Consider the following 19743-nt stretch of genomic DNA (forward strand, 5'->3'; position numbering starts at 1 on the left):
ATCATTTACTCATGTTTTTAATAATCCTTACATGACAGTTTACACTATTCTCATTGCTGGATCATTTTAAAAATGTTTCCATCTTTTTTAATTGCTTCAATTTTCTCTTTGAAATCTCCCGACAGAAAACGTGGAGTAATAGGTGCTTCAAGTAAAATGTTTCGATGTATCAATTCCTGCACCACAGGCAAATAGTCTTCCCTTATCTTGCCGATCAATAGATGTTTAAGGTCTTTTCCTTTTTTATATAATTAATGATATTTAAAAAGCCTTTTAAATAAACAGCATCCTTAGTTAAACCGCCGCCTCTGTATGCCCGCATACAAATATTAAATGCTGAATGTTCAACAAATGTATACTTATCTGTAAGCAAGTTGAAAGTTTCAACAAAAGATTTTCCACTTACCATTTCGTGTACGGCCACGACGGGCAGCCAGAGTACGCATTCGACTATTGGTTAACCCGTCATTTAAATATTCGGCGAGTACAGCAAGACCTTCCTGCAATTCTTCATAACCGGGTACCCCTATGGAAAATAACTCAAGTGGCTGGGCCTTTCCATTATAATAAGTTACAACATGAGTGCCTATTTCATGTTGTAACAAAGGGCTGCGCGCGCTTTTTTGATACACCAAATGCTGAATTAATATTAAGCACACCTTTGGAAACCAATATTCCTTCTACATCATCTGCTATTCGAACACTGGTGGAAATACTTGGGTCCTGCAACCTCAGCCATTTTAATTCTTTTTGTGCAAGTAATGCAAACTGCGCCGCATTCATTCTTTTGGATTCGCTCGCCGGTTCATGGTTTACATCTATTGCCACTAACAACGCCTTGGCAATATCCAGCAACTGTTCACTAACAGGCCCAAACAATTGCAGACTACTAAGCATAAAATCATGCTTTTCCCTTTCCTGCATCATGTTTAACATGCGGTCTATTTCTTTACGCTTATCGCGAAATAAAAATGCAACTGTAGGATCAATGATATCTTCAACCGGCAGATTATATATTTTCCTTTTAATAAGTTCAGGATCCACCGGCATAGGACGATAATGAAATATAGGATTTTTAGCATAGTTAGCCTTTTTAAAATCCTGCCAGGCTTCTTCTACATTGATTGGGGTAACCAACATTAAAAAATCAAATAATTTGCTGTAAGCCGCAAGCTCCCTATCAATTTCCCTGGCCTTATCATCCACTATCGTTGTGCCCAACATTTGAAAATGTGACGCACTAAAGGATGTTTGAAGACGAATGAACTCAAAAAAACTCTTTCGTAATGCCTTACTATAACTTGCCCGTAATTCGCGTAAGAACAAGGGATATGGTTTGCCTGTAATTTCATTAATATAAACTGGTGCAATTTCCAAACCCACTAAAGTAATGCCATGTTTTTCAAGATATTCTTTTGACAAGGGCTTCTTATCTTGTGGCGCTGCTGGCTCATCCTGCTTTTTAATTAAAGATGTTTTACCCCAGGAAGGAATAGGAATCTTATTAAGCTCGGCATCTAACTTACGGGCAGTATCTATAGCGCTTTTTTGATTTATATAAATTGTAAACGGTGATTGATAAGGCTGCGGTGCCAACCAGGTTTCTACAACAAGAAATCCCTTAAATTTATCTGCAAATAAATTACTGATCGACTCTACGATCTTTACCAATAGCCCTTCATTATCTTCTTCTATTACTAAATAAGATGATTCAGTTTTACCCAACCGATTGGCAAAATAATCTTTACCACCGCGCAGCCTGTAAACCAATAAAAATGGAACCGCCTTTTCAATTTTCAAAATTCCATTTCCTGGCAAACTGATATGAATAGGATCAGACTTCTTAAGTTTATCCTGTAGTCGATTTAGTATTTTTTGGCCTGCTTCGGTCATTGTTTTACATCCTCTTTTTCTTGTTTCCTTTCTTTATACAAAAAGCTTACCGATAATGCAAGCAACTTTTTAAGCTCGTTAATATGTGGAATGTTAGCAATACCCGTCCATTCATCCATAAAAGTTTTTTTGAATTCGATTGAAAAGACTGCGCCTTGTGCTCCATAGTTCTCTATCACCCATTGCGCGAATCCGCCTCCTTTAAATATTATATTTTGCCGTGCATCAATTGCGTGATCAAGAATTTTTTCTTTAGATAAAAATTCGGCGAAACGATCGCAAGTATTTTTCCATTTAGTTTTATTGTAAGCTGTACCTAAATTAATCTCGGGATGAGTATCAACTGGTGCTTCCTCAAAACTGTTATCGCGTTTATGATTGTAAGAGTGAACATCCAAAATAAAGAAATAACCATGTGCAGTTATCGCCTCTTCGATAAGATGAGCAATAGCGCTATAAAAAATATCGTACTTTTTATGAAGTTCCTGTACACTTGAGTCTGGAAGATTTTTCCATACGTTGAGGCCCCATGCATCTTCTGGCTTCTTATAAATGGACTTATCTTTTGCTCTGTTCAGGTCCAGTTGAAAACGTGATGAATGAACAATTACTGTAGTAACCGGCAGATCTGAAATCATATAACCAGTGTAAGGATCTTCTTCACGCGCACAGGCTTGCTCGTCCAGCAAAAGATAATCCCTCAGCGAATCTTCAATGCCATGCCCATCGTGAAGCGCAAAAACGATAATGGGAGTATTTCTGTTTGTTATGGTAAAAAAATTATCGGCGGTCATAACCTCTTTAAAGACAAAAAGTAAGCCACAATAATTTTAAGATAGTGGAGAAAATTATTCTGAAGAAAAATGTAAGGCCATAGATAATCTACTGCTTAACTATTCTCTGAAACCATAAGCACGCCTGCTGAAGACCGCATTCTCTGCACTTGGGATTACGAGCAATACATATATACCGGCCATGTAATATCAACCAATGATGTGCTTTATGAATCAAAGAAGCATCCATATTTTTTACGAGTTCCTTTTCTACCGCAAGCGGAGTAGAGGCTTTTGGCGAAACAAGGCCAATACGTTTACTGACGCGGAATACATGTGTATCAACGGCCATGTTGGGTTGTTTTTCCACAACCGAAGTAATAACATTGGCTGTTTTGCGCCCTACTCCCGGCAGTGTTATCAATTCGTTAACCGTCATAGGTATTTCACCATTAAAATCATTAAGCACCTTTTGAGCCATCCCTACCAAATGTTTGCTTTTATTATTAGGGTAGGAAATACTTTTTATTAGTGGGAAAACGTTTTCCGCGGTAGCCTGACTGAGGCTTTCAATATCCGGATATTTTTCAAAAATGAAAGGAGTGGTCATATTTACCCTCTTGTCTGTACACTGTGCGGATAATATAACTGCAACTAATAATTGATATGGGTTATCATATACCAATTCGGTTTCCGGCTCAGGCATATGAACCGAAAAATAATCTATTACAAATTGGTAGCGTTCCTTTTTTGTCATCTATAAAACTAAAATCTTAATTGTTAAAAAACATATCAATAGTAAGAATTTGCAACCCTAAAATAGCAGGCAACATCATAACATTAAAACACACAAGATTAATTTTTATGAAGAAATTTCTTATCCTCCTATTTTTCGCTTCTACTTTTAGCCTTCTCATGTCGTGTTCTCCCACGAAATTTGCTTTCAATTCTAACGAAGCAAAAATTGGGATGAGTAAATCTGACGTAATAGACCGATTTGGTAAACCGTATAAAAAAGAATTTTTTACAGATGCAAACGGGGCCACATTAGAGCGTTTACAATACGCAAGATTTGTTTTAGGAAATTTGTACGAAGTCTATTTTCTTGAATTCGATAATGATAAACTCATTTCGATGTATTCGCCACCTTACGGAGCCTTGTATCAAAGATCATCTATAGAGCCGACGCCTTAAATAACCACGAATCTTCCATGGCCTTTACTATTACTGTCGCGCCCGCAAAAGCTGCAGCAGTAATATTGGGCTTTTGTAAAACAACTTTGATCTTTTTAGACTGTAAAGTCACCTTTCCTTCCATTAGCAAAAAAGGTCCGCTGTAGCTATATCCAGCTCGATCGATTCTCCTTTTTTTAATTGATAAGAACTTAGCGAGAAATCTTTTACAGGCGCTTTGTATAGCTGATTGGCTTTGCTCTTCGATGGCTTGATGATTTTAGGATGTGTGGCTTCGCATTTAGTATGTTTTAGCAATTCTACGGAGTCGATATGTTTAGTGGTAAGTCCCCGCGCAATACATTATCGCTGCTTGCCATTATTTCTACATTTTGGCCTTCCAGATAAGCATGAGGCACACCAGCATCCTGGAAAATCGCTTCACCTTTTTTTAAATACACCAAATTGAAGAAGTAAACAGAAAATATACCCCGGTCAATAACGCCTGGCTGACTAAACGTAAGCGCTGCGCGGGCAGCCCAAAAATCCTCATCACTCTTGCTCAACTTATTGTTTTGATATAATGGAATAATACGAGCAAGCAGAGGTTGCAATAACTCATTCACTTCTTCCTGCGACATTTCCATCGCTAATTTATATAACCCGGCATACCCTTTCTTCTTAAAAATAGTTTTGAATATTTTAAGCTCTTTTACTTTATCCAACACGGACAACAACTCATCCTCCGGTTTAAATCCATGCAGTAAATAAAACGCTCCCATGGCCACCGCTAATTCTGGTTTATGATTCGCGTCCTTATAGTTTCTATTAGGTGCGCTAAGCGGCACACCTGCTTTATTTTCATTCTCAAAATCGATTGCAGCCTGCGCCTTTGAAGGATGAACTTGTATCGACAGCATATCTTTTACATCTAACACCTTTAGCAGATAAGGCATATTACCAAATGCTTTTAAAACCTTTGCTCCCAAGGCATCAGAATAGTTAGCCGATATATAATCTCTTAATAGCACCATTTCACCATTTGCGAGCGTTAACTTACAATCTGCCTGGGGATGAACGCCCAGCCAATATTCAGCATACGGCTGCATATTAGGATTTTCTATTTGTAATAAAGACGGAATGTAGGAGGTGCCACCCCAGTCATAATGTTTAATACTTCCACTTAAAGGCGCTAACAGTTGCATATTGTTTTTTATAGTAAATTCAAGATAAAGATAAGTAATGGCTGATCATAATGAACTTGGAAAAAACGGAGAATTATTAGCTACAGGCTTTCTCGAAACCAGAGGCTACACTATTATTTGCAGAAACTGGCGCCATGCACATTACGAAATAGACATTATTGCTACCAAAGGTAAAAAATTACATTTCATTGAAGTAAAAACGCGAAGCTCTTCATTTTACGGACATCCAGAAGAAAGCGTTACCCGAAAAAATTCAGATATCTTAAAAATGCTGCTGATGAATATCTGTTTCTAAATCCGGGGTATAAGTGGATACAGTATGACATCGTTTCTATAACTTTTCAAAAAGGAAAAGAGCCTGCATTTTTTTGTTGGAAGATGTGTTTATGTAAGTTGATCTATTTACAGGTATCAATCATCAAAGCAATGATTCTTTTCAACTTATCAATATATCAACCTTCCAACATATCAACTTTCATCGTTAATTTTATGTAGGTTTGTTGCTTTCAGCAACCTAATTAATTTTTTAAAACATGTACATGAAATTATTAAGTTTAACTATTGTTATTGCCACCCTGTCTTTTATTGGCTGTAAAGACGGAGCAGACACTTCTTCAAAACCATTTTGCAGTGATACAACCTGCCTTAAAGAACCTATGAAGTTTGAAGCCAAAGCATCTGGCAACCCGTTTGTAAGAATCAGTTTTAAAGACTGTCAGATAGATTCCATCCATTGGGAGAAAGGCGGTATGGGTCAAATTAAAGACATCATTTTTGCAGAATTCATTGACAAACCGGTTAAGCCTTCAAAACAATTTCTTAGTTGCGAAATTATTGATAGCAAATACGCGTGGATAAAATTCAATGATTGTGCCACGGGCGCGGATATTTGTTGCACCTGCCTTTTGATAAAGATGGAGCTACGAGAAAATTTACCAGCGCCATCAACAACTTTGATCCTAAGTTTAAAATTGAAGAAGGTTTGGCAGCTTATTATGACAATACTTTTATTTATGTTGAAGATATGAAAACCGGTGAGGTGGCTAAGCAATTGCTTACCGACAAAGGTGTTACTGATATTGATTACGACAATGTTCACAGTCTGATCGATTCGGTTAACATTACCAAAAGCAATATTTACGCTAAATTAAAAGCAGACAAAAAAGAAATCGAACATAACAATCCCCTTACTTTTAAATAACCTCGTTAAAATAGCTTGATGTTTTTGAAAATAAACCACATAGAAACATATTTTTTTGATAGGACAGGAAACATAAAAACACATAACGTTTATTTGCCTGAGGCTTATGCTCCGCCTTTGGCGGAGTCTATGCAACCTCAAAAGAATTATGCTATGAGCCTATGTGGTTTAAATGGAATTTATTTTGACACGACTATCAACTCATGTGGGAACCGTATAAAAAAGGATTCAAAGCTTATCTTCAATTAGAAAAATCGCTTTCAGAAAACTCAACAGAAGCATACCTGCGCGATCTGGATAAGCTTACTCAATTTATTGAAATAAAAAATCTGCAAAAAAATCCTGCAACAATCACGTTGCAGGATTTGCAGTTTTTTATACAGTGGATTGGTGACCTTGAAATGAATGCTACATCTCAGGCACGTATCATTTCAGGCATCCGCGCTTTTTACAAATACTGTCTTATTGAAGATATAGTCGTTGAAGATCCAACCCTGCTTCTCGAAGCACCCAAAACAAAACGTGCGCTGCCTGATGTATTGAGCTTTGCGGAAATTGATCATATCATTGCTCAGATCGATTTAAGCAAACCAGAAGGCACGCGCAATAAAGCCATAATTGAAACCTTGTACAGCTGTGGCTTACGCGTAAGCGAAGCAGTAAATCTGCGTATTTCTCAATTATACCTTGACGTTGGTTTTATAAGAGTGATTGGGAAAGGCGATAAAGAAAGACTTGTGCCTATTGGCGCTCCGGCTATAAAATATATCAATATATATCGACAAAATATTCGTAATCAAATTAAGGTTAAACCCGGTAATGAGGACATCTTGTTTCTTAACAAACGAGGCCAGAAGCTTACGAGGGTCATGATCTTTTTAATAATTAAAGACCTTGTTCAAAAAGCAGGTATTGAAAAAACCGTTTCCCCACACACTTTCAGGCACTCTTTTGCTACGCATTTAATTGAAGGTGGTGCCAACCTTCGGGCTGTACAGGAAATGTTGGGGCACGAAAGTATTACCACCACCGAGATTTACACGCACCTTAACAAAGAATTTTTACGAAAAACACTGGAACAGTTTCATCCATCCTTTCACGGATAAGCATAAACTTTATAATCGATTGCGTGTTACTATCCCTGCGCACCACACAAGGCTATTGCTTTGGTAGTGGCTGTCGTTTATATTCATTAACTTTAATATCAAACAAAAAACATTTCAACAATGAAGAAAATTGCCTTATCGATTGCATTACTATGCGCTGTATATATCTCTAACGCACAAGTAAAACTACCTGCACCAAGTCCGGCTCAAACAGTAAAACAAGAATTTGGCTTATCAAACATCGAACTTTCTTATAGTCGCCCTGCTATGAAAGGCCGCAAAATATTTGGAGATCTTGTTCCTTTCGATAAAGTTTGGAGAACCGGAGCCAATGGAGCTACTACTTTAACTTTTGGTGATGAAGTAATTATTGGTGACAAAAAAATTCCAGCTGGAAAGTATGGCCTTTTAAGTATTCCAGGCGCCGATTCATGGACATTAATTATTACAAAACAAACAGATGTTACAAGCCCCGCCGCATACAAACCGGAAGAAGATGTTGTAAGGGTTAATGTAAAACCTATGGAGCTTCCATTTAATCTTGAAAACTTTTCTATTTCTTTTGAAAATATAACAGCTGAAACATGTGAGCTAACTATAATTTGGGATAACACATTAGTAAGCCTGCCTATTAAAACTGATATCGATGCAAAAGTGATGGCGTCTATTGAAGCGTCGATGAAATCAGACAAACCCGCCTATTTTCAGGCCGCGTCGTATTACCTTGAAAGCGGTAAGGATCTAAACAAGGCAGTTGAATGGTTTGCTAAGGCAGCAGAAGCACAGCCTGATGCATTCTGGATTAAATATCAGCAGGCAAGAGCTTTAGCTAAGGCTGGCAAAAAATCAGAAGCAAAGCAGGCCGCTTTGCAATCAAAAGAATTGGCATCAACCGCTAAAAATCAGGATTATGTAACTTTAAATGATAAGTTAATCAAAAGCCTAAACTAAACCCCTTAGCCTAAATAAACAATTGGTGGCATTAAATATGCTTAGAATGTTGGATAAAGTATACTAATTTCTAAGTTTTAAATTCTAAGTTTTAAAAAATCAATGAATGAAAAAGCACATGAAGTCGCTGATGATAAGCGCAACCATACTTTTTACAACATCCGTAGCATTCGGGCAAAAGACTTATTCACTTGCCTTTAAGCCCGAAAATGGTAGCAAATACGATGTTGTTAGTAGCGTAAAATCTAAAGTTGCTCAAAATGTAATGGGTCAGGATATGAATATCAATATGAATTATGACATAAATATGTCCTATGATATTCTTAATGAAGGCGCTAATAAAAAACTACAGATGACTTATGATCAATTAAAAATGGACATGGATGTAATGGGTCAGAAAGTCACTATGAACAGCGATGATGCCGACACTTCAAATGATGTGAACAAGGGTTTCAGAGCTTTAAAAGGCCAAACGATTAGCGTCACATTAAACCCCCAGGGACAGGTAGTAAAAGTAGATGGTACGGAGGAAATTCTGGAAAAAGTGGGTGGCAATGAAATGCAAAAACAAACTATGGAAGGCGTTTTAGGTGAAGATGCGCTAAAAAACATGCTTAATCAGGCTTTTGGATTTTACCCTAAAAAACCGGTAAAGGTTGGCGAGAGCTGGACAGATAGCATAACTATAAAATCGCCATACACCATAACTTCTACGAACACTTACACTTTAACGAAAGTGGAGGGCAAGAAAGCTTTTATCAATACTGTAAGTACGCTAAAAACCGCACCCGGTTCAAAAATTTCGAGCAATGGAATGGAGATGACACTGGATTTATCGGGTGATATGTCTGGAACTTCAGAAATCGATATAGAAACAGGAATGCCGATGGTGTCGAATGCCAGACAAAATTTAAAAGGCAATATTGAAGTACAGGGACAAAAAGTTCCTATGGCCATGAATATGGATATAAATATGACTACTCAGAAGAAGTAAAGAAATTTAGTGAATGGTGGATGGTCAATAGTGAATGGTCAAAAAACAGGCGCCGTATTCGACGCCTGTTTTTTTGTTCATTAATGATCGGAACGATAAACCGAGCGTGGCAAATACGATGATAGTAGTGCCAACGCTGGTTCAATAATTATTTCTTCAATTGAAAAGTCTCTAAAAACTTAGTGTTGAAATCTCCTTTGATAAAACTCTCATCTTTCATCAGCTGAAGATGAAACGGTATTGTTGTTTTAACGCCTTCAATTACATACTCGCTTAAAGCCCTGTACATGGTATCTATAGCTTCTTTCCTGGTACGCGCAATGGTGATGAGCTTACCAATCATCGAATCATAATAAGGTGATATTGTATAGCCTGCATAAACATGGCTGTCGACTCTCACACCATGGCCGCCGGGTACATGTAGCGTTGTAATTTTTCCGGGTGAAGGACGGAAGTCATTGAATGGATCTTCGGCATTAATACGGCATTCGATGCTATGCATGTGTGGGAAATAATCATCGCCTGATATTTTTTCACCCATGGCAATTTTGATCTGTTCTTTGATCAGATCAAAGTTGATCACTTCTTCTGTAACACAGTGCTCTACCTGAATACGGGTATTCATTTCCATGAAATAAAAGTTGCGGTGCTTGTCCACCAAAAACTCGACGGTGCCCACACTTTCATACCCGATAGCTGCAGCTGCTTTCTTTGCGGCTTCGCCCATTGCATGGCGTAGTTCATCTGTCATAAAAGGTGATGGTGATTCTTCCACCAGCTTTTGATGCCGTCTTTGAATAGAGCAGTCGCGCTCGCTCATGTGGCAAACATTTCCGAACTGATCACCTGCTACCTGTATTTCAATATGCCGTGGTTCTTCCACAAATTTTTCCATGTAAATGCCATCGTTCTTAAACGAGGCAGCTGCTTCCATCTTAGCCGTGTCGTATGCTTTTTCGATTTCAGATTCGTCCCAAACAATACGCATGCCTTTACCGCCACCGCCAGCTGTAGCTTTGAGTATAACAGGATAACCTATTTCTTTTGCCAATCCTTTTGCTTCTTCTACACTTTCCAATAAACTTTCGCCACCTGGAACTACTGGAACACCGGCTTTGACCATCGTTTCCTTAGCAGTAATCTTATCGCCCATTTTGTTGATCATGTCAGCAGTGGGACCAATAAATTTCACTCCGCTATCATTACAAATACTGGCAAACTTTGCATTTTCTGCTAAAAAGCCATAACCAGGATGAACCGCATCTGAATTGGTAATTTCCATTGCGGCCATAATATTAGGAATGTTAAGATACGACTCGGAACTTGCCGGACGACCGATACATACAGCCTCATCAGCAAACTTTACATGAAGACTTTCACTATCTGCGGTAGAGTAAACGGCAACAGTTTTAATACCCATTTCTCTACAGGTTCTTATAACACGTAATGCGATCTCTCCTCTATTGGCTATTAATATTTTTTTAAACATGGTTTTAATACAATGTGATAATATGCCAATTAGCCGATTAGCCAATTAGCAAAAAGAATTTCTATATACTAAAGAAACTAAAAAAATAACTTAGAGGGTTATTTCGTTTTGAAGTTGATATAATTTTGGTTAACACCTTATTTAGCTCTTCCTGCTTTTGAAGCAACAAACTGCAATCAGGATAATCGTTTGCATAATTACAGAGCAATAACCAATACTGAGTTTCATCACTCTCCTTTGCTGCTATTTTCATCTTGTGTATAAAGTCTGCTTTGCTTTCACTATTCTGAGCTTCAAACGCGTTTGCGCCAATTGAAGTACCCGATCGCAACAATTGCTTACTTACAACAAACCTCTTTTTAAAGTCCAGCTGTTCACAATAATCAATCACCATTAGTGAAAAATCAAAAGACAATTTCAGAACTGGGTTTTTTTCTATTATTTCCCTTTTCATATTTCTGAATATTATTGTGTAACTGACCAAATTGGCTAATAGGCTCATTGGCCAATTAGCTAATTAACTACGCCGTTTCTACTTCAAATAAAGGCTGATCAAACTCAACAGGCGATGCATCCTCCACCAATATTTTAACCACTTTTCCGCTTATCTCACTTTCAATTTCATTAAACAGTTTCATTGCTTCAATTACACATATAACTTTACCTGGAGTTATTATTGTTCCTTGCTCTACAAAATCAGGTTTATCGGGAGAAGGTTTACGATAGAATGTACCAATCATCGGACTTCTAACAATTGTGTTATTACTGGACGTTGGCGTGGCAGCTTTTTGCTTTTCTGTAGGCGCTGCTGCTTGTGTTGTTTGCGGCGCCGTTATTTGCGCTGGGGCAACAGGCATCGGCATTGAGAAAGGAGGCGCAGATACTACCTGAGTCACAGCGTCTTCTTTTTGTTTTATAGTTAATTTAAAATCTTTCTGTTCAATGCTCAACTCTCCGATATTGGATTTATTGATCATTTTGATCAACTCCTGAATTTGTCTGAAGTCCATATTTTTCAATTTGACAGCTTTTGGATTAATATTATTTTAGCTAATGGCTTTTGGAAAAGAATAACTAAGTTAAGTAAATCAGCAAGATTAACAGAAGATTTACTGCTAATTTTTGACAGATCAATTCTCTGATGTAAAAACACCTGCCACCTTCTCCTCAGCACTTTTTCTTAAGGCTGAATTACTCTTTAACACGCTCAACGTATTCACCAGTTTTTGTGTTAACTCTTATAAGCTCGCCTTCGTTTACAAATAAAGGAACGTTTACTGTAGCACCTGTCTCTACAGTTGCTGGTTTTAAGGTGCGTGTAGCAGTATCCCCTTTTAAACCCGGCTCGGTATAAGTAACTAACATTACTATCTTATCGGGCAATTCAACACTTACCGGCTGTTCGGTTTCAGTATTCATCGCAATTGCAACTTCCTGGCCTTCCTTTAAAAACTGCGGAGCATCGATCAGATTTTCAGCAACACTCATTTGCTCAAAAGTAGCGTTGTCCATAAAATTATATCCTGTCTCATCCTGATAGAGATACTGATAATCTCTTTTTCAACTCTTACCGGATGGATAGTATCACCTGAGTTCCACGTTTTTTCGATCGTTCTGCTATTATCTACGCCTTTAAGCTTCGCCCACACTTTCGCAGCAGCACGAGCTGTTTTGTTTTCTCCAAACTCCACCACCGAATAAAGGCTACCATCCAGCTTTAAGATCATGCCCCGGCTGATATCAGAAGTATTTGCCATTGTAAAAATTTTAGGGCGCAAACGTACATAAAATTTTCCATCTGTAAGGTTCACAAAAAAATAACATCAGATTTCCAGCTTTAGGTTCAACCTAAAACCAAACAAAGAAAAACGAAGGAAATAATATAATATTTAAATTAAATATGAACTCATACTAGCAAAAGATGAAAATATGAAAAGAAAAATTGCATTAAAATATATTATAAATATAAATATATAATTATTATACACAGTTTTTACAATATTTATTTCAAATATTGTTATTTTTACAATTAATTATAATTAATTATATATGTATTTAATAGAAATAACACATAAATAATCATATGTATTTAAATTAAATATGAAATTCACTGCTAATATAAATTTTTCTTCTTAACCATTTTTTTAACATTAAACTACAGTAAATGAAAGGAAAACTTCTTCTTTTAACAACCAAAGCTCTTTTCATCTCAAGTGCAATTTTTGCACAAACTGAAACCGAAACTGAAGAACCAAAAGGCGAACTGCAAATTAACGGATCTGTTGATGCTTACTATCGCTACAATTTCGCGAATGCCAAATCGCTCGAAGAAACTAACAACTTAACAAGTTTCACTAACTCTCAAAACTCTATCGAATTAGGTATGGCTTCTTTAAAAGCAAGCTATACCAAAGGGAAAGCAGGCGTAGTAGTTGACTTGGGGTTTGGAACAAGAGCCCGAGAATTTTCCTATGCCGAAGAGCCTGACGGATTCGGAAATGGCTCCGCCATCTTACAAGCCATTAAACAAGCATATGTTGTTTACAATCCAACAGATAATTTAAGAATTTCTGCCGGTAAATGGGGAACGCACCTGGGCTACGAAGTTTTGGATCCACAACTAAACAGAAACTATAGCATGAGTTATATGTTTTCTTACGGACCCTTCTCACACACCGGGTTAAAAATAGATTATAACATTGGTGGCGGCTTTGGCGTAATGGCCGGAGTTACTAATCCAACTGATATACTTTCTGCTTCGTTTGCTAAGAAAAATGTGATTGCACAGGTTAGCAAAACAAGCGAAACCGTAAATGCTTACTTAAATTATGTTGGCGGTAAAACACTAAGTGGCGAAAATCATAATCAGTTAGGCTTAACGGCAACGGGCAAAATAAGCGAAATGTTTTCTTTAGGATATGACGGTACAGTAAAAGTTATTGATCCTGTAGGCGGAGGTTCCGGAAAATGGTGGGGGTCTGCTTTATATGTGAACGTTGATCCAACTGAAAAGTTTGGCATCACACTTCGTGGCGAATATTTCGATGATAAGGACAGAGGTTTCTTATTCACCAACGAAGACGGAAATGGCACTTCACTTATGCAAGCCACACTTTCTTTCAACATTAAGCCTGTTAGCGGTTTAACTTTCATACCTGAGTTTAGATTTGATAACGCTAAAGACCCGTTCTTTTATAAAAATGACGGTAGTTTAACCAAAAGCACTGGTAGCTTTTTGTTAGCCGCAGTATATTCGTTCTAACTTCTGTTTACGCTGCTTATATTAAATGAACCCCTGTTTTTGCAGGGGTTTCTTTTGCTTTTGTCAAGCTGAAAAAATAAAATCTATTGTTGCGGCAGTAAATATGCAGCATCAAAATTGCTACGCTCAGGTCAGTTGTAGAATATATATGGCATCCCACATAAACACAGCAATCACAGCTTTCAAGATCTGTGAAGAATCAATTCTAATTATACATCAATAGCGCAGTTCATCCATTCCCCATCAAAACTCGCATTATATTTTTTATAAAAATTAATGGCTGGTTCATTCCAGTCCAGCACCTGCCAACAGATTCTTTTAAAACCTTTTTCCTTCGCCTCTTCTATCAGCACATCCATTAACATTTTCCCAATTCCTTTTCCACGCATTGTTTCCGTAACCAAAATATCTTCGAGGTACATTGCCTGTCCTTTCCAGGTAGAAAAGCGAATATAATATAAAGCAAATGCAACAATTTTTCCAGCGTGCTCAGCCACAAAGCCCCACCACACAGGGTTTTCTCCAAATCCGCTTTCGGTAAAATGATCGAGATTTACTGTAACTTCTTGCGGCGCACGTTCGTAATTGGCTAGCTCTTGAACTAATTCTAAAATACGGGGACAATCAGCCGCAGTAGCGCGACGGATTTTTATATCTTCTTTTGTCTGAACCATGATTTATTGGATTATGAGATTGGCAGGAAATGTACGGTGTAAGAATTACAGCGTACGCTTGTCCGCCACGGTTGACCGCTTGCGTAAACCTGGAATCTGAAACCTCAAACTTGAAACCTTCCTAATACGCCCAATCTATAAGCGTTGCGCCCCAGGTAAATCCGCCGCCAAAAGCAGCCAGAACCAGCTTGTCGCCTTTCTTCAGTTTATCTTCCCACTCCCACAAACAAAGCGGGATAGTAGCTGCCGTTGTATTTCCGTATTTCTGAATATTGACCATTACTTTCTCTTTGGGTAAGCCAATACGGTTAGCTGTTGCATCTATAATGCGTAAATTAGCCTGATGCGGCACCAGCCAGGCAATGTCATCACCAGTAAGATTGTTTTTTCTAAAAGTTCGGCGCTCACGTCGGCCATACCTTTTACTGCAAACTTAAATACGGTTTGCCCCTCCTGATAAGCGTAATGCTCGCGATTGGCAACCGTTTCAGCAGTAGCCGGATAAGCGCTGCCTCCTGCTTTCATCCTTAAATACTGAGCACCGTTTCCATCACTTTTCAATATACTATCTTTTATACCAAGACCTTCTTCATTTGGCTCTAAAAGTACTCCACCCGCACCATCTCCAAAAATGATGCAGGTCGTCCTGTCTGTATAATCTACAATGGCGCTCATTTTATCGGCACCAATAACAATAACTTTCTTGTATCGCCCGCTTTCAATAAATGCGGTGCCTTGAGTAAGTGCAAATAAAAATCCAGAACATGCCGCAGAAATATCATAACCAAACGCATTTACAGCTCCAACTTTACTTGCAGCAATATTAGCGGTAGCCGGGAAAACCATATCTGGTGTAACAGTAGCCACAATGATACAATCTATTTCAGTAGCGTTGATGCCTCTTTTCTCAATTAGGCCTTTTATCACTGGTACTACCATTTCACTAATACCTTTCCCCTCTCCTTTTAATATTCTTCGCTCTTCAATCCCCGTACGTGTTCTTATCCACTCATCGTTGGTTTCTACCATTTTTTCCAGATCGAAATTTGTAAGCTTGTCTTCAGGAACATAGCCACTAACTGCCGTAATTGCCGCTGTAATTTTGTTACTCATTGATTTCTAAAAGGTTTAAGCTGAGGTATTTTCTCAGAGATGCCAAAGTTAAAGGAATTTATAATTTGAGATTTGAGATTTATTGTATGAAATTCGCAAAATGATAACGTATTTAAAAGGAACGTTTGCAAGCGTTAGTCCTTCAACAGTAGTCATTGATGTGAATGGTGTGGGATATGAAGTAAACATAAGCCTAAACACCTTTTCTGAAATTCAGGAAAAAGGAAGCGGGCTTTTGTACACACATTTATTGATCAGAGAAGATGCGCATTTATTATACGGCTTTGCCGACACTAAAGAGAAAGATATTTTTCTTTTGTTGTTGAGTGTTTCTGGTATCGGTGCCAATACAGCAAGGTTGATGCTTTCTTCCATGAAACCTGAAGAAATAACAACGGCCATTCTTCATGGTGATGCGCGATCGCTGGAACGCATTAAAGGAATTGGTAAGAAAACCGCGGAACGTGCGGTGCTGGAACTAAAAGATAAAATTGGCAAACAACCTACTGACGCAGCTATTGCAACAGGCGTAAACTCGATCAGAACTATAAAGCAGGATGCGCTGGAGGCACTAATCGCACTAGGCATCAACCGTCAACAGGCAGATCAACAGGTATCAAAATTATTGCAGTCTGATCCCGAATTACAATTGGAAGATTTGATAAAGAAAGTATTGAAGGGATTGTGAGGAAGGTTGCAAGTTTCAAGTTTCAGGTTTTTGGTTTCAAGACACAGCATTCGCTGTTTACTGAACCTGTGACCAGTAACCTCCAACCTGAAACCACCCTCCCTCCTATTTCCTCTTAAAATCTCCCCGCTTCCAGGCATTAATAAACTCTGCCCAGGCAGCCGGGCTAAATATATTCATTGGAGGCACCTGCCCCTGGTAACGTGCTTTTTGGAATACCTGATTTAACTGGCGATTGGTCATTTCCCGGCCGTCATGAGGCAACTTTGCCAGGTAAGCCCTGCGCGCTTCGGGCGTATTACTTTTGCGAAGAATTTCTAACTCATCCTCTGCAACGGGTGTATTGATAAAATCCCGGGCGAATTGCTCGGGCGTAGGCCGCGGCCTTATGATAGCGACAGGAAGATAGGTAGTATCCTGAACAAGGGTTTTTACTATGCTATATTGTGTTCCTTTTAAAGTATCAGGTACTTTTATAATTCCGGGCTGATAGCTTACATGCGAAAATTCAATCACATCACCTTTCAACACTGCTATTGAAAACACACCGTCATTGTTAGTGATGGTACCTCGCCTGGTTCCTCTAACGGACACACTAACAGATGGAATAGCTTCAAGGCTATCCGCCGTCATAATAATCCCGAAGAGCTGAACTACCGAATCACGTGCTTTTTCAAACTGGGCATTTGCTGCAATTCCAATAAACAACAGCGTAACTAAAAACAATACAATTTTCTTCACTTTGTCAAAATTAAGTACCTGAATTTTAATTAAGACAACAATTTAAATTTATAGGTGTTTAACTTTGACATTTATATTTGAATTTAACATAAGCTTTAATAATGACGAAGGAAAAAGTATTGGTTGCGTTAAAAAAGGTGCATTACGCTGGGAATGAAAAGGATATTGTGACTGCTGGTATTGTGCAGGATCTTTCTATTGAAAAATATTATATCTCTTTTAGTTTGATTGTTGATACTAATGATGCTGATATTAGATTAAAACTTAAAAGCGAATCTATTAAAGCTATTAAAGAGAACGTAAATAAGGATGCTATTATCAAAGTAGCCTTTCAAAACAAACCTGTTGCAGAAACGGCATATGAACAAGAACAAAAAGCGCCTTTATCCGGCGTAAAAAAATAATCGCTGTAATTAGCGGTAAGGGCGGTGTTGGCAAAAGTACTGTAGCTGCCAACCTCGCATTGGCGCTGGCTCAAAACGGAGCAAAAGTAGGACTAATGGATGCCGATATATACGGGCCCAGCGTACCTATTATGTTTGGCGTACGCGGGGAAAGACCGATGATGAAAGATATGAATGGGAAAGGGGTGATTGTGCCGTTGGAACGCTTTGGGATCAGGTTATTAAGTATCGGATTATTGGTGGATGAAAGCAAAGCTGTTGTGTGGCGCGGTCCAATGGCGAGTAGCGCCATCAGGCAGTTTGTAACAGATGTAGATTGGGGAGACTTGGATTATCTAATTGTTGATATGCCTCCGGGAACCGGCGATATACATCTTACCTTATTGCAAATGATAAAAGTGTCTGGCGTTGTGATCGTAAGCACCCCGCAGGATGTAGCATTGGCCGACGCTAAAAAGGTATTGCCATGTTTGGCCAGGCACAATTAAATGCCCCAATACTTGGCCTGGTTGAAAACATGAGTTATTTCACTCCTGCCGAATTGCCTGATAACAAGTATTATATTTTTGGTAAACATGGTGCTCAAAAACTGGCGTCGGAATATGATCTTCCTTTTTTGGGCGAAATACCATTAGTACAAAGCATCAGGGAAGGCGGCGATATGGGCGTACCTATGATGATGAGTGATGACGAGGCAAGTAAAAAAGCATTTATGGATTTAGCACGAGAAGTGGAAAGCAGAGTTAAGGTGTAAGAGCTATGTAACACAGTTTCGTCTCGCTATTTTATACGCAACAAATCATTTAGACCTTCTTTCTCAAAAAGTATTTGTCCTATTTTCAAATCAGACCATCCTTTTTTTATTTCATAACTAAATACAGGTGTTTCATTATAAATGTTACAGTTCACAAAATAGGTGTCAACATGGTTCTGCTTTATGGCCTCAATTTCTTTCAATTGATGTAAGTGTGTTGAAATAAAGAAGAAAGAAGTTTTAAACTGAACGAGTCCATTAATAGTTGTAGCACTTATTTGAACAGCATCTTCCACATTTGTTCCTTTGAAAAGCTCGTCAAAAACAGCAAAGCAGCGTTTGTTGGCTGCCGCTTCAACTACTTCTCTCAGTCTGACTATTTCATTCATAAAATGACTATACCCGTTCAATAAATCGTCCTGATGATTAATAGAAACCGAGATCAAATCAAAAAACGGAATTTCCGCCTTCGATGCTGGTATGGCAATTCCAAGATGAGCCAGATAAACACAAATCCCTACTGCTTTTAAAAAGGTTGATTTCCCTGACATGTTGGGGCCAGTTAATAACAGTACATTCTTTTCACTTGAAAAAGTATTTTTTACGGGATTTTTTAATACAGGATGATAAACATCTTCTAATAACAAAGCTTCCTCACAAAAGGAAGGAAAACAAAACTGATGTTTTAAAACACCTTTACTTATTGAAACATAAACTTCAAAAAGCAAAAAACGGTTATAAAAAATTTTAAACTCCCCGCTACTTTGTTTCTCTGAAATAATGTTCAAAAAATCTACCAAATGTCCGGTGTTGAAACTACCCTCATTCTCCAACTTACTATAAAAATCAAGATTCAAAGACCTGAAAAAATCACTTAGTAAAATTAGTTCGCGTTTGTAATCATCTGGGAAAAACCGGGTTTCATTTCTTCTGATGTAATATAGATCCAGCGCCCGAAATAGCAAGATTAGCTGGATAAGTTTAGATTCCAGCTGTTCCTTTTCTTTTTTAAAAAAGAGATATTTGAATTTCGAAACTTTACTGTAATCTTTAAAAGGAGCTTCTTCTAAAAATTTGTACACCTCGTAGAAATCCTGTTTCGAGTAAGAATAATTCCTTAATACTTCTTCATTTGTTATAAAACCTTTAATAATATTTTGTCTACTTCGTATGTCCTCAATTGCAGAAAGCGGCTCTTGAAAGATTTTATAAAGCTTTTCTTTCGCAAGCTTATTGATGGTAAAATCGAATAATGGTAAAATTTCATTTTCAAGATTTAGATCTTTTATATTATTCATTGCTATTCCATTTCTTATTGCCAG

At 37.9% G+C, this 19743-nt stretch carries 24 protein-coding genes and 2 pseudogenes; 10 read left to right on the plus strand and 16 right to left on the minus strand.

Annotated elements, in window-relative coordinates; all coding sequences use genetic code 11:
* Positions 1 to 50: 50 nt before the first annotated feature.
* From MKP09_RS16275 to nth, 5 genes and pseudogenes are all read right to left on the minus strand, one after another.
* Positions 51 to 218 (minus strand): hypothetical protein, encoded by a 168-nt coding sequence (locus MKP09_RS16275; protein ID WP_240831179.1) that lies wholly within the window; start codon positions 216 to 218, stop codon positions 51 to 53.
* Positions 215 to 659: pseudogene (locus tag MKP09_RS28255) on the minus strand (tyrosine/phenylalanine carboxypeptidase domain-containing protein). The gene MKP09_RS16275 and the pseudogene MKP09_RS28255 overlap by 4 nt, the downstream one beginning before the upstream one ends.
* A complete protein-coding gene (locus MKP09_RS16285) occupies positions 592 to 1893 on the minus strand; it encodes a tyrosine/phenylalanine carboxypeptidase domain-containing protein (protein ID WP_240831183.1) in 1302 nt (433 codons plus the stop codon). Before MKP09_RS16285 ends, MKP09_RS28255 begins: the two are co-directional and overlap by 68 nt.
* Positions 1890 to 2687 (minus strand): N-formylglutamate amidohydrolase, encoded by a 798-nt coding sequence (locus MKP09_RS16290; protein WP_240831185.1) that lies wholly within the window; start codon positions 2685 to 2687, stop codon positions 1890 to 1892. The genes MKP09_RS16285 and MKP09_RS16290 overlap by 4 nt, the downstream gene beginning before the upstream one ends.
* A gap of 88 nt (positions 2688 to 2775) precedes the next feature.
* Complete coding sequence (gene nth / locus MKP09_RS16295; protein ID WP_240831187.1) at positions 2776 to 3423, minus strand: endonuclease III; 648 nt, start codon at positions 3421 to 3423, stop codon at positions 2776 to 2778.
* Between the two features lie 212 nt (positions 3424 to 3635).
* Here nth and MKP09_RS16300 point away from each other — a divergent pair, with 212 nt between their 5' ends.
* Complete coding sequence (locus MKP09_RS16300) at positions 3636 to 3860, plus strand: hypothetical protein (RefSeq protein ID WP_240831189.1); 225 nt, start codon at positions 3636 to 3638, stop codon at positions 3858 to 3860.
* Positions 3861 to 4159: 299 nt separating this feature from the next.
* Here MKP09_RS16300 and manA read toward each other — a convergent pair whose 3' ends face one another.
* The gene (gene manA / locus MKP09_RS16305) at positions 4160 to 5044 is read right to left on the minus strand and encodes a mannose-6-phosphate isomerase, class I (RefSeq protein ID WP_240831190.1); all 885 of its coding nucleotides are present in this window, start codon (positions 5042 to 5044) and stop codon (positions 4160 to 4162) included.
* A 37-nt stretch (positions 5045 to 5081) separates the two neighbouring features.
* Between manA and MKP09_RS16310 the strand changes: the two genes are divergently transcribed.
* The 5 genes from MKP09_RS16310 (at position 5082) to MKP09_RS16330 (ending at position 9296) form a co-directional block, all read left to right on the plus strand.
* The gene (locus tag MKP09_RS16310; protein ID WP_240831191.1) at positions 5082 to 5339 is read left to right on the plus strand and encodes a YraN family protein; all 258 of its coding nucleotides are present in this window, start codon (positions 5082 to 5084) and stop codon (positions 5337 to 5339) included.
* A gap of 573 nt (positions 5340 to 5912) precedes the next feature.
* On the plus strand, positions 5913 to 6245 hold the full coding sequence (locus tag MKP09_RS16315; RefSeq protein WP_240831192.1) for a hypothetical protein: 333 nt from the start codon (positions 5913 to 5915) through the stop codon (positions 6243 to 6245).
* 203 nt (positions 6246 to 6448) lie between these two features.
* Complete coding sequence (xerD, locus tag MKP09_RS16320) at positions 6449 to 7351, plus strand: site-specific tyrosine recombinase XerD (RefSeq protein WP_240831193.1); 903 nt, start codon at positions 6449 to 6451, stop codon at positions 7349 to 7351.
* 120 nt (positions 7352 to 7471) lie between these two features.
* Complete coding sequence (locus MKP09_RS16325; protein ID WP_240831194.1) at positions 7472 to 8302, plus strand: DUF2911 domain-containing protein; 831 nt, start codon at positions 7472 to 7474, stop codon at positions 8300 to 8302.
* A gap of 106 nt (positions 8303 to 8408) precedes the next feature.
* Positions 8409 to 9296 carry a DUF6263 family protein gene (locus MKP09_RS16330; RefSeq protein WP_240831195.1) on the plus strand — a complete coding sequence of 296 codons (888 nt, stop codon included), beginning with the start codon at positions 8409 to 8411 and terminating at the stop codon, positions 9294 to 9296.
* A gap of 148 nt (positions 9297 to 9444) precedes the next feature.
* Here MKP09_RS16330 and accC read toward each other — a convergent pair whose 3' ends face one another.
* The 5 genes from accC to MKP09_RS16355 form a co-directional block, all read right to left on the minus strand.
* Positions 9445 to 10785, minus strand: coding sequence for an acetyl-CoA carboxylase biotin carboxylase subunit (accC, locus tag MKP09_RS16335; protein WP_240831197.1), 1341 nt, complete (start codon positions 10783 to 10785; stop codon positions 9445 to 9447).
* Between the two features lie 61 nt (positions 10786 to 10846).
* On the minus strand, positions 10847 to 11239 hold the full coding sequence (locus MKP09_RS16340; protein ID WP_240831199.1) for a four helix bundle protein: 393 nt from the start codon (positions 11237 to 11239) through the stop codon (positions 10847 to 10849).
* A 67-nt stretch (positions 11240 to 11306) separates the two neighbouring features.
* Entirely contained in the window at positions 11307 to 11795 is a 489-nt protein-coding gene (accB, locus tag MKP09_RS16345; RefSeq protein ID WP_240831202.1) for an acetyl-CoA carboxylase biotin carboxyl carrier protein, read from the minus strand.
* Positions 11796 to 11976: 181 nt separating this feature from the next.
* The gene (locus MKP09_RS16350) at positions 11977 to 12297 is read right to left on the minus strand and encodes a hypothetical protein (RefSeq protein WP_240831205.1); all 321 of its coding nucleotides are present in this window, start codon (positions 12295 to 12297) and stop codon (positions 11977 to 11979) included.
* Positions 12270 to 12542, minus strand: a complete 273-nt coding sequence (locus tag MKP09_RS16355) for a hypothetical protein (RefSeq protein ID WP_240831207.1) — start codon at positions 12540 to 12542, stop codon at positions 12270 to 12272. Before MKP09_RS16355 ends, MKP09_RS16350 begins: the two co-directional genes overlap by 28 nt.
* A 407-nt stretch (positions 12543 to 12949) precedes the next feature.
* On the opposite strand from MKP09_RS16355, the gene MKP09_RS16360 reads away from it, so the two are divergent.
* On the plus strand, positions 12950 to 14047 hold the full coding sequence (locus tag MKP09_RS16360; protein ID WP_240831209.1) for an outer membrane beta-barrel protein: 1098 nt from the start codon (positions 12950 to 12952) through the stop codon (positions 14045 to 14047).
* 209 nt (positions 14048 to 14256) lie between these two features.
* On the opposite strand, the gene MKP09_RS16365 is transcribed toward MKP09_RS16360, so the two are convergent.
* The 3 genes from MKP09_RS16365 to MKP09_RS16375 form a co-directional block, all read right to left on the minus strand.
* A complete protein-coding gene (locus MKP09_RS16365; RefSeq protein WP_240831211.1) occupies positions 14257 to 14721 on the minus strand; it encodes a GNAT family N-acetyltransferase in 465 nt (154 codons plus the stop codon).
* Between the two features lie 121 nt (positions 14722 to 14842).
* A complete protein-coding gene (locus MKP09_RS16370) occupies positions 14843 to 15073 on the minus strand; it encodes a 3-oxoacyl-[acyl-carrier-protein] synthase III C-terminal domain-containing protein (protein WP_240831212.1) in 231 nt (76 codons plus the stop codon).
* Complete coding sequence (locus MKP09_RS16375) at positions 15043 to 15834, minus strand: beta-ketoacyl-ACP synthase 3 (protein ID WP_240831214.1); 792 nt, start codon at positions 15832 to 15834, stop codon at positions 15043 to 15045. Before MKP09_RS16375 ends, MKP09_RS16370 begins: the two co-directional genes overlap by 31 nt.
* Before the next feature lie 100 nt (positions 15835 to 15934).
* On the opposite strand from MKP09_RS16375, the gene ruvA reads away from it, so the two are divergent.
* The gene (gene ruvA, locus MKP09_RS16380) at positions 15935 to 16522 is read left to right on the plus strand and encodes a Holliday junction branch migration protein RuvA (protein ID WP_240831216.1); all 588 of its coding nucleotides are present in this window, start codon (positions 15935 to 15937) and stop codon (positions 16520 to 16522) included.
* A gap of 105 nt (positions 16523 to 16627) precedes the next feature.
* On the opposite strand, the gene MKP09_RS16385 is transcribed toward ruvA, so the two are convergent.
* Positions 16628 to 17263, minus strand: a complete 636-nt coding sequence (locus MKP09_RS16385) for a carboxypeptidase-like regulatory domain-containing protein (protein ID WP_240831218.1) — start codon at positions 17261 to 17263, stop codon at positions 16628 to 16630.
* Between the two features lie 101 nt (positions 17264 to 17364).
* Between MKP09_RS16385 and MKP09_RS16390 the strand changes: the two genes are divergently transcribed.
* Complete coding sequence (locus MKP09_RS16390) at positions 17365 to 17667, plus strand: hypothetical protein (RefSeq protein WP_240831219.1); 303 nt, start codon at positions 17365 to 17367, stop codon at positions 17665 to 17667.
* Positions 17668 to 17675: 8 nt separating this feature from the next.
* Positions 17676 to 18421, plus strand: a pseudogene (locus MKP09_RS27475) (Mrp/NBP35 family ATP-binding protein).
* Between the two features lie 26 nt (positions 18422 to 18447).
* Here the strand turns inward: MKP09_RS27475 and MKP09_RS16400 are convergent.
* A complete protein-coding gene (locus MKP09_RS16400) occupies positions 18448 to 19719 on the minus strand; it encodes a MutS-related protein (protein ID WP_240831220.1) in 1272 nt (423 codons plus the stop codon).
* Positions 19720 to 19743 lie beyond the last annotated feature (24 nt).

The sequence above is a fragment of the Paraniabella ginsengisoli genome, from assembly GCF_022513635.1.
Lineage (GTDB): Bacteria > Bacteroidota > Bacteroidia > Chitinophagales > Chitinophagaceae > Niabella > Niabella ginsengisoli.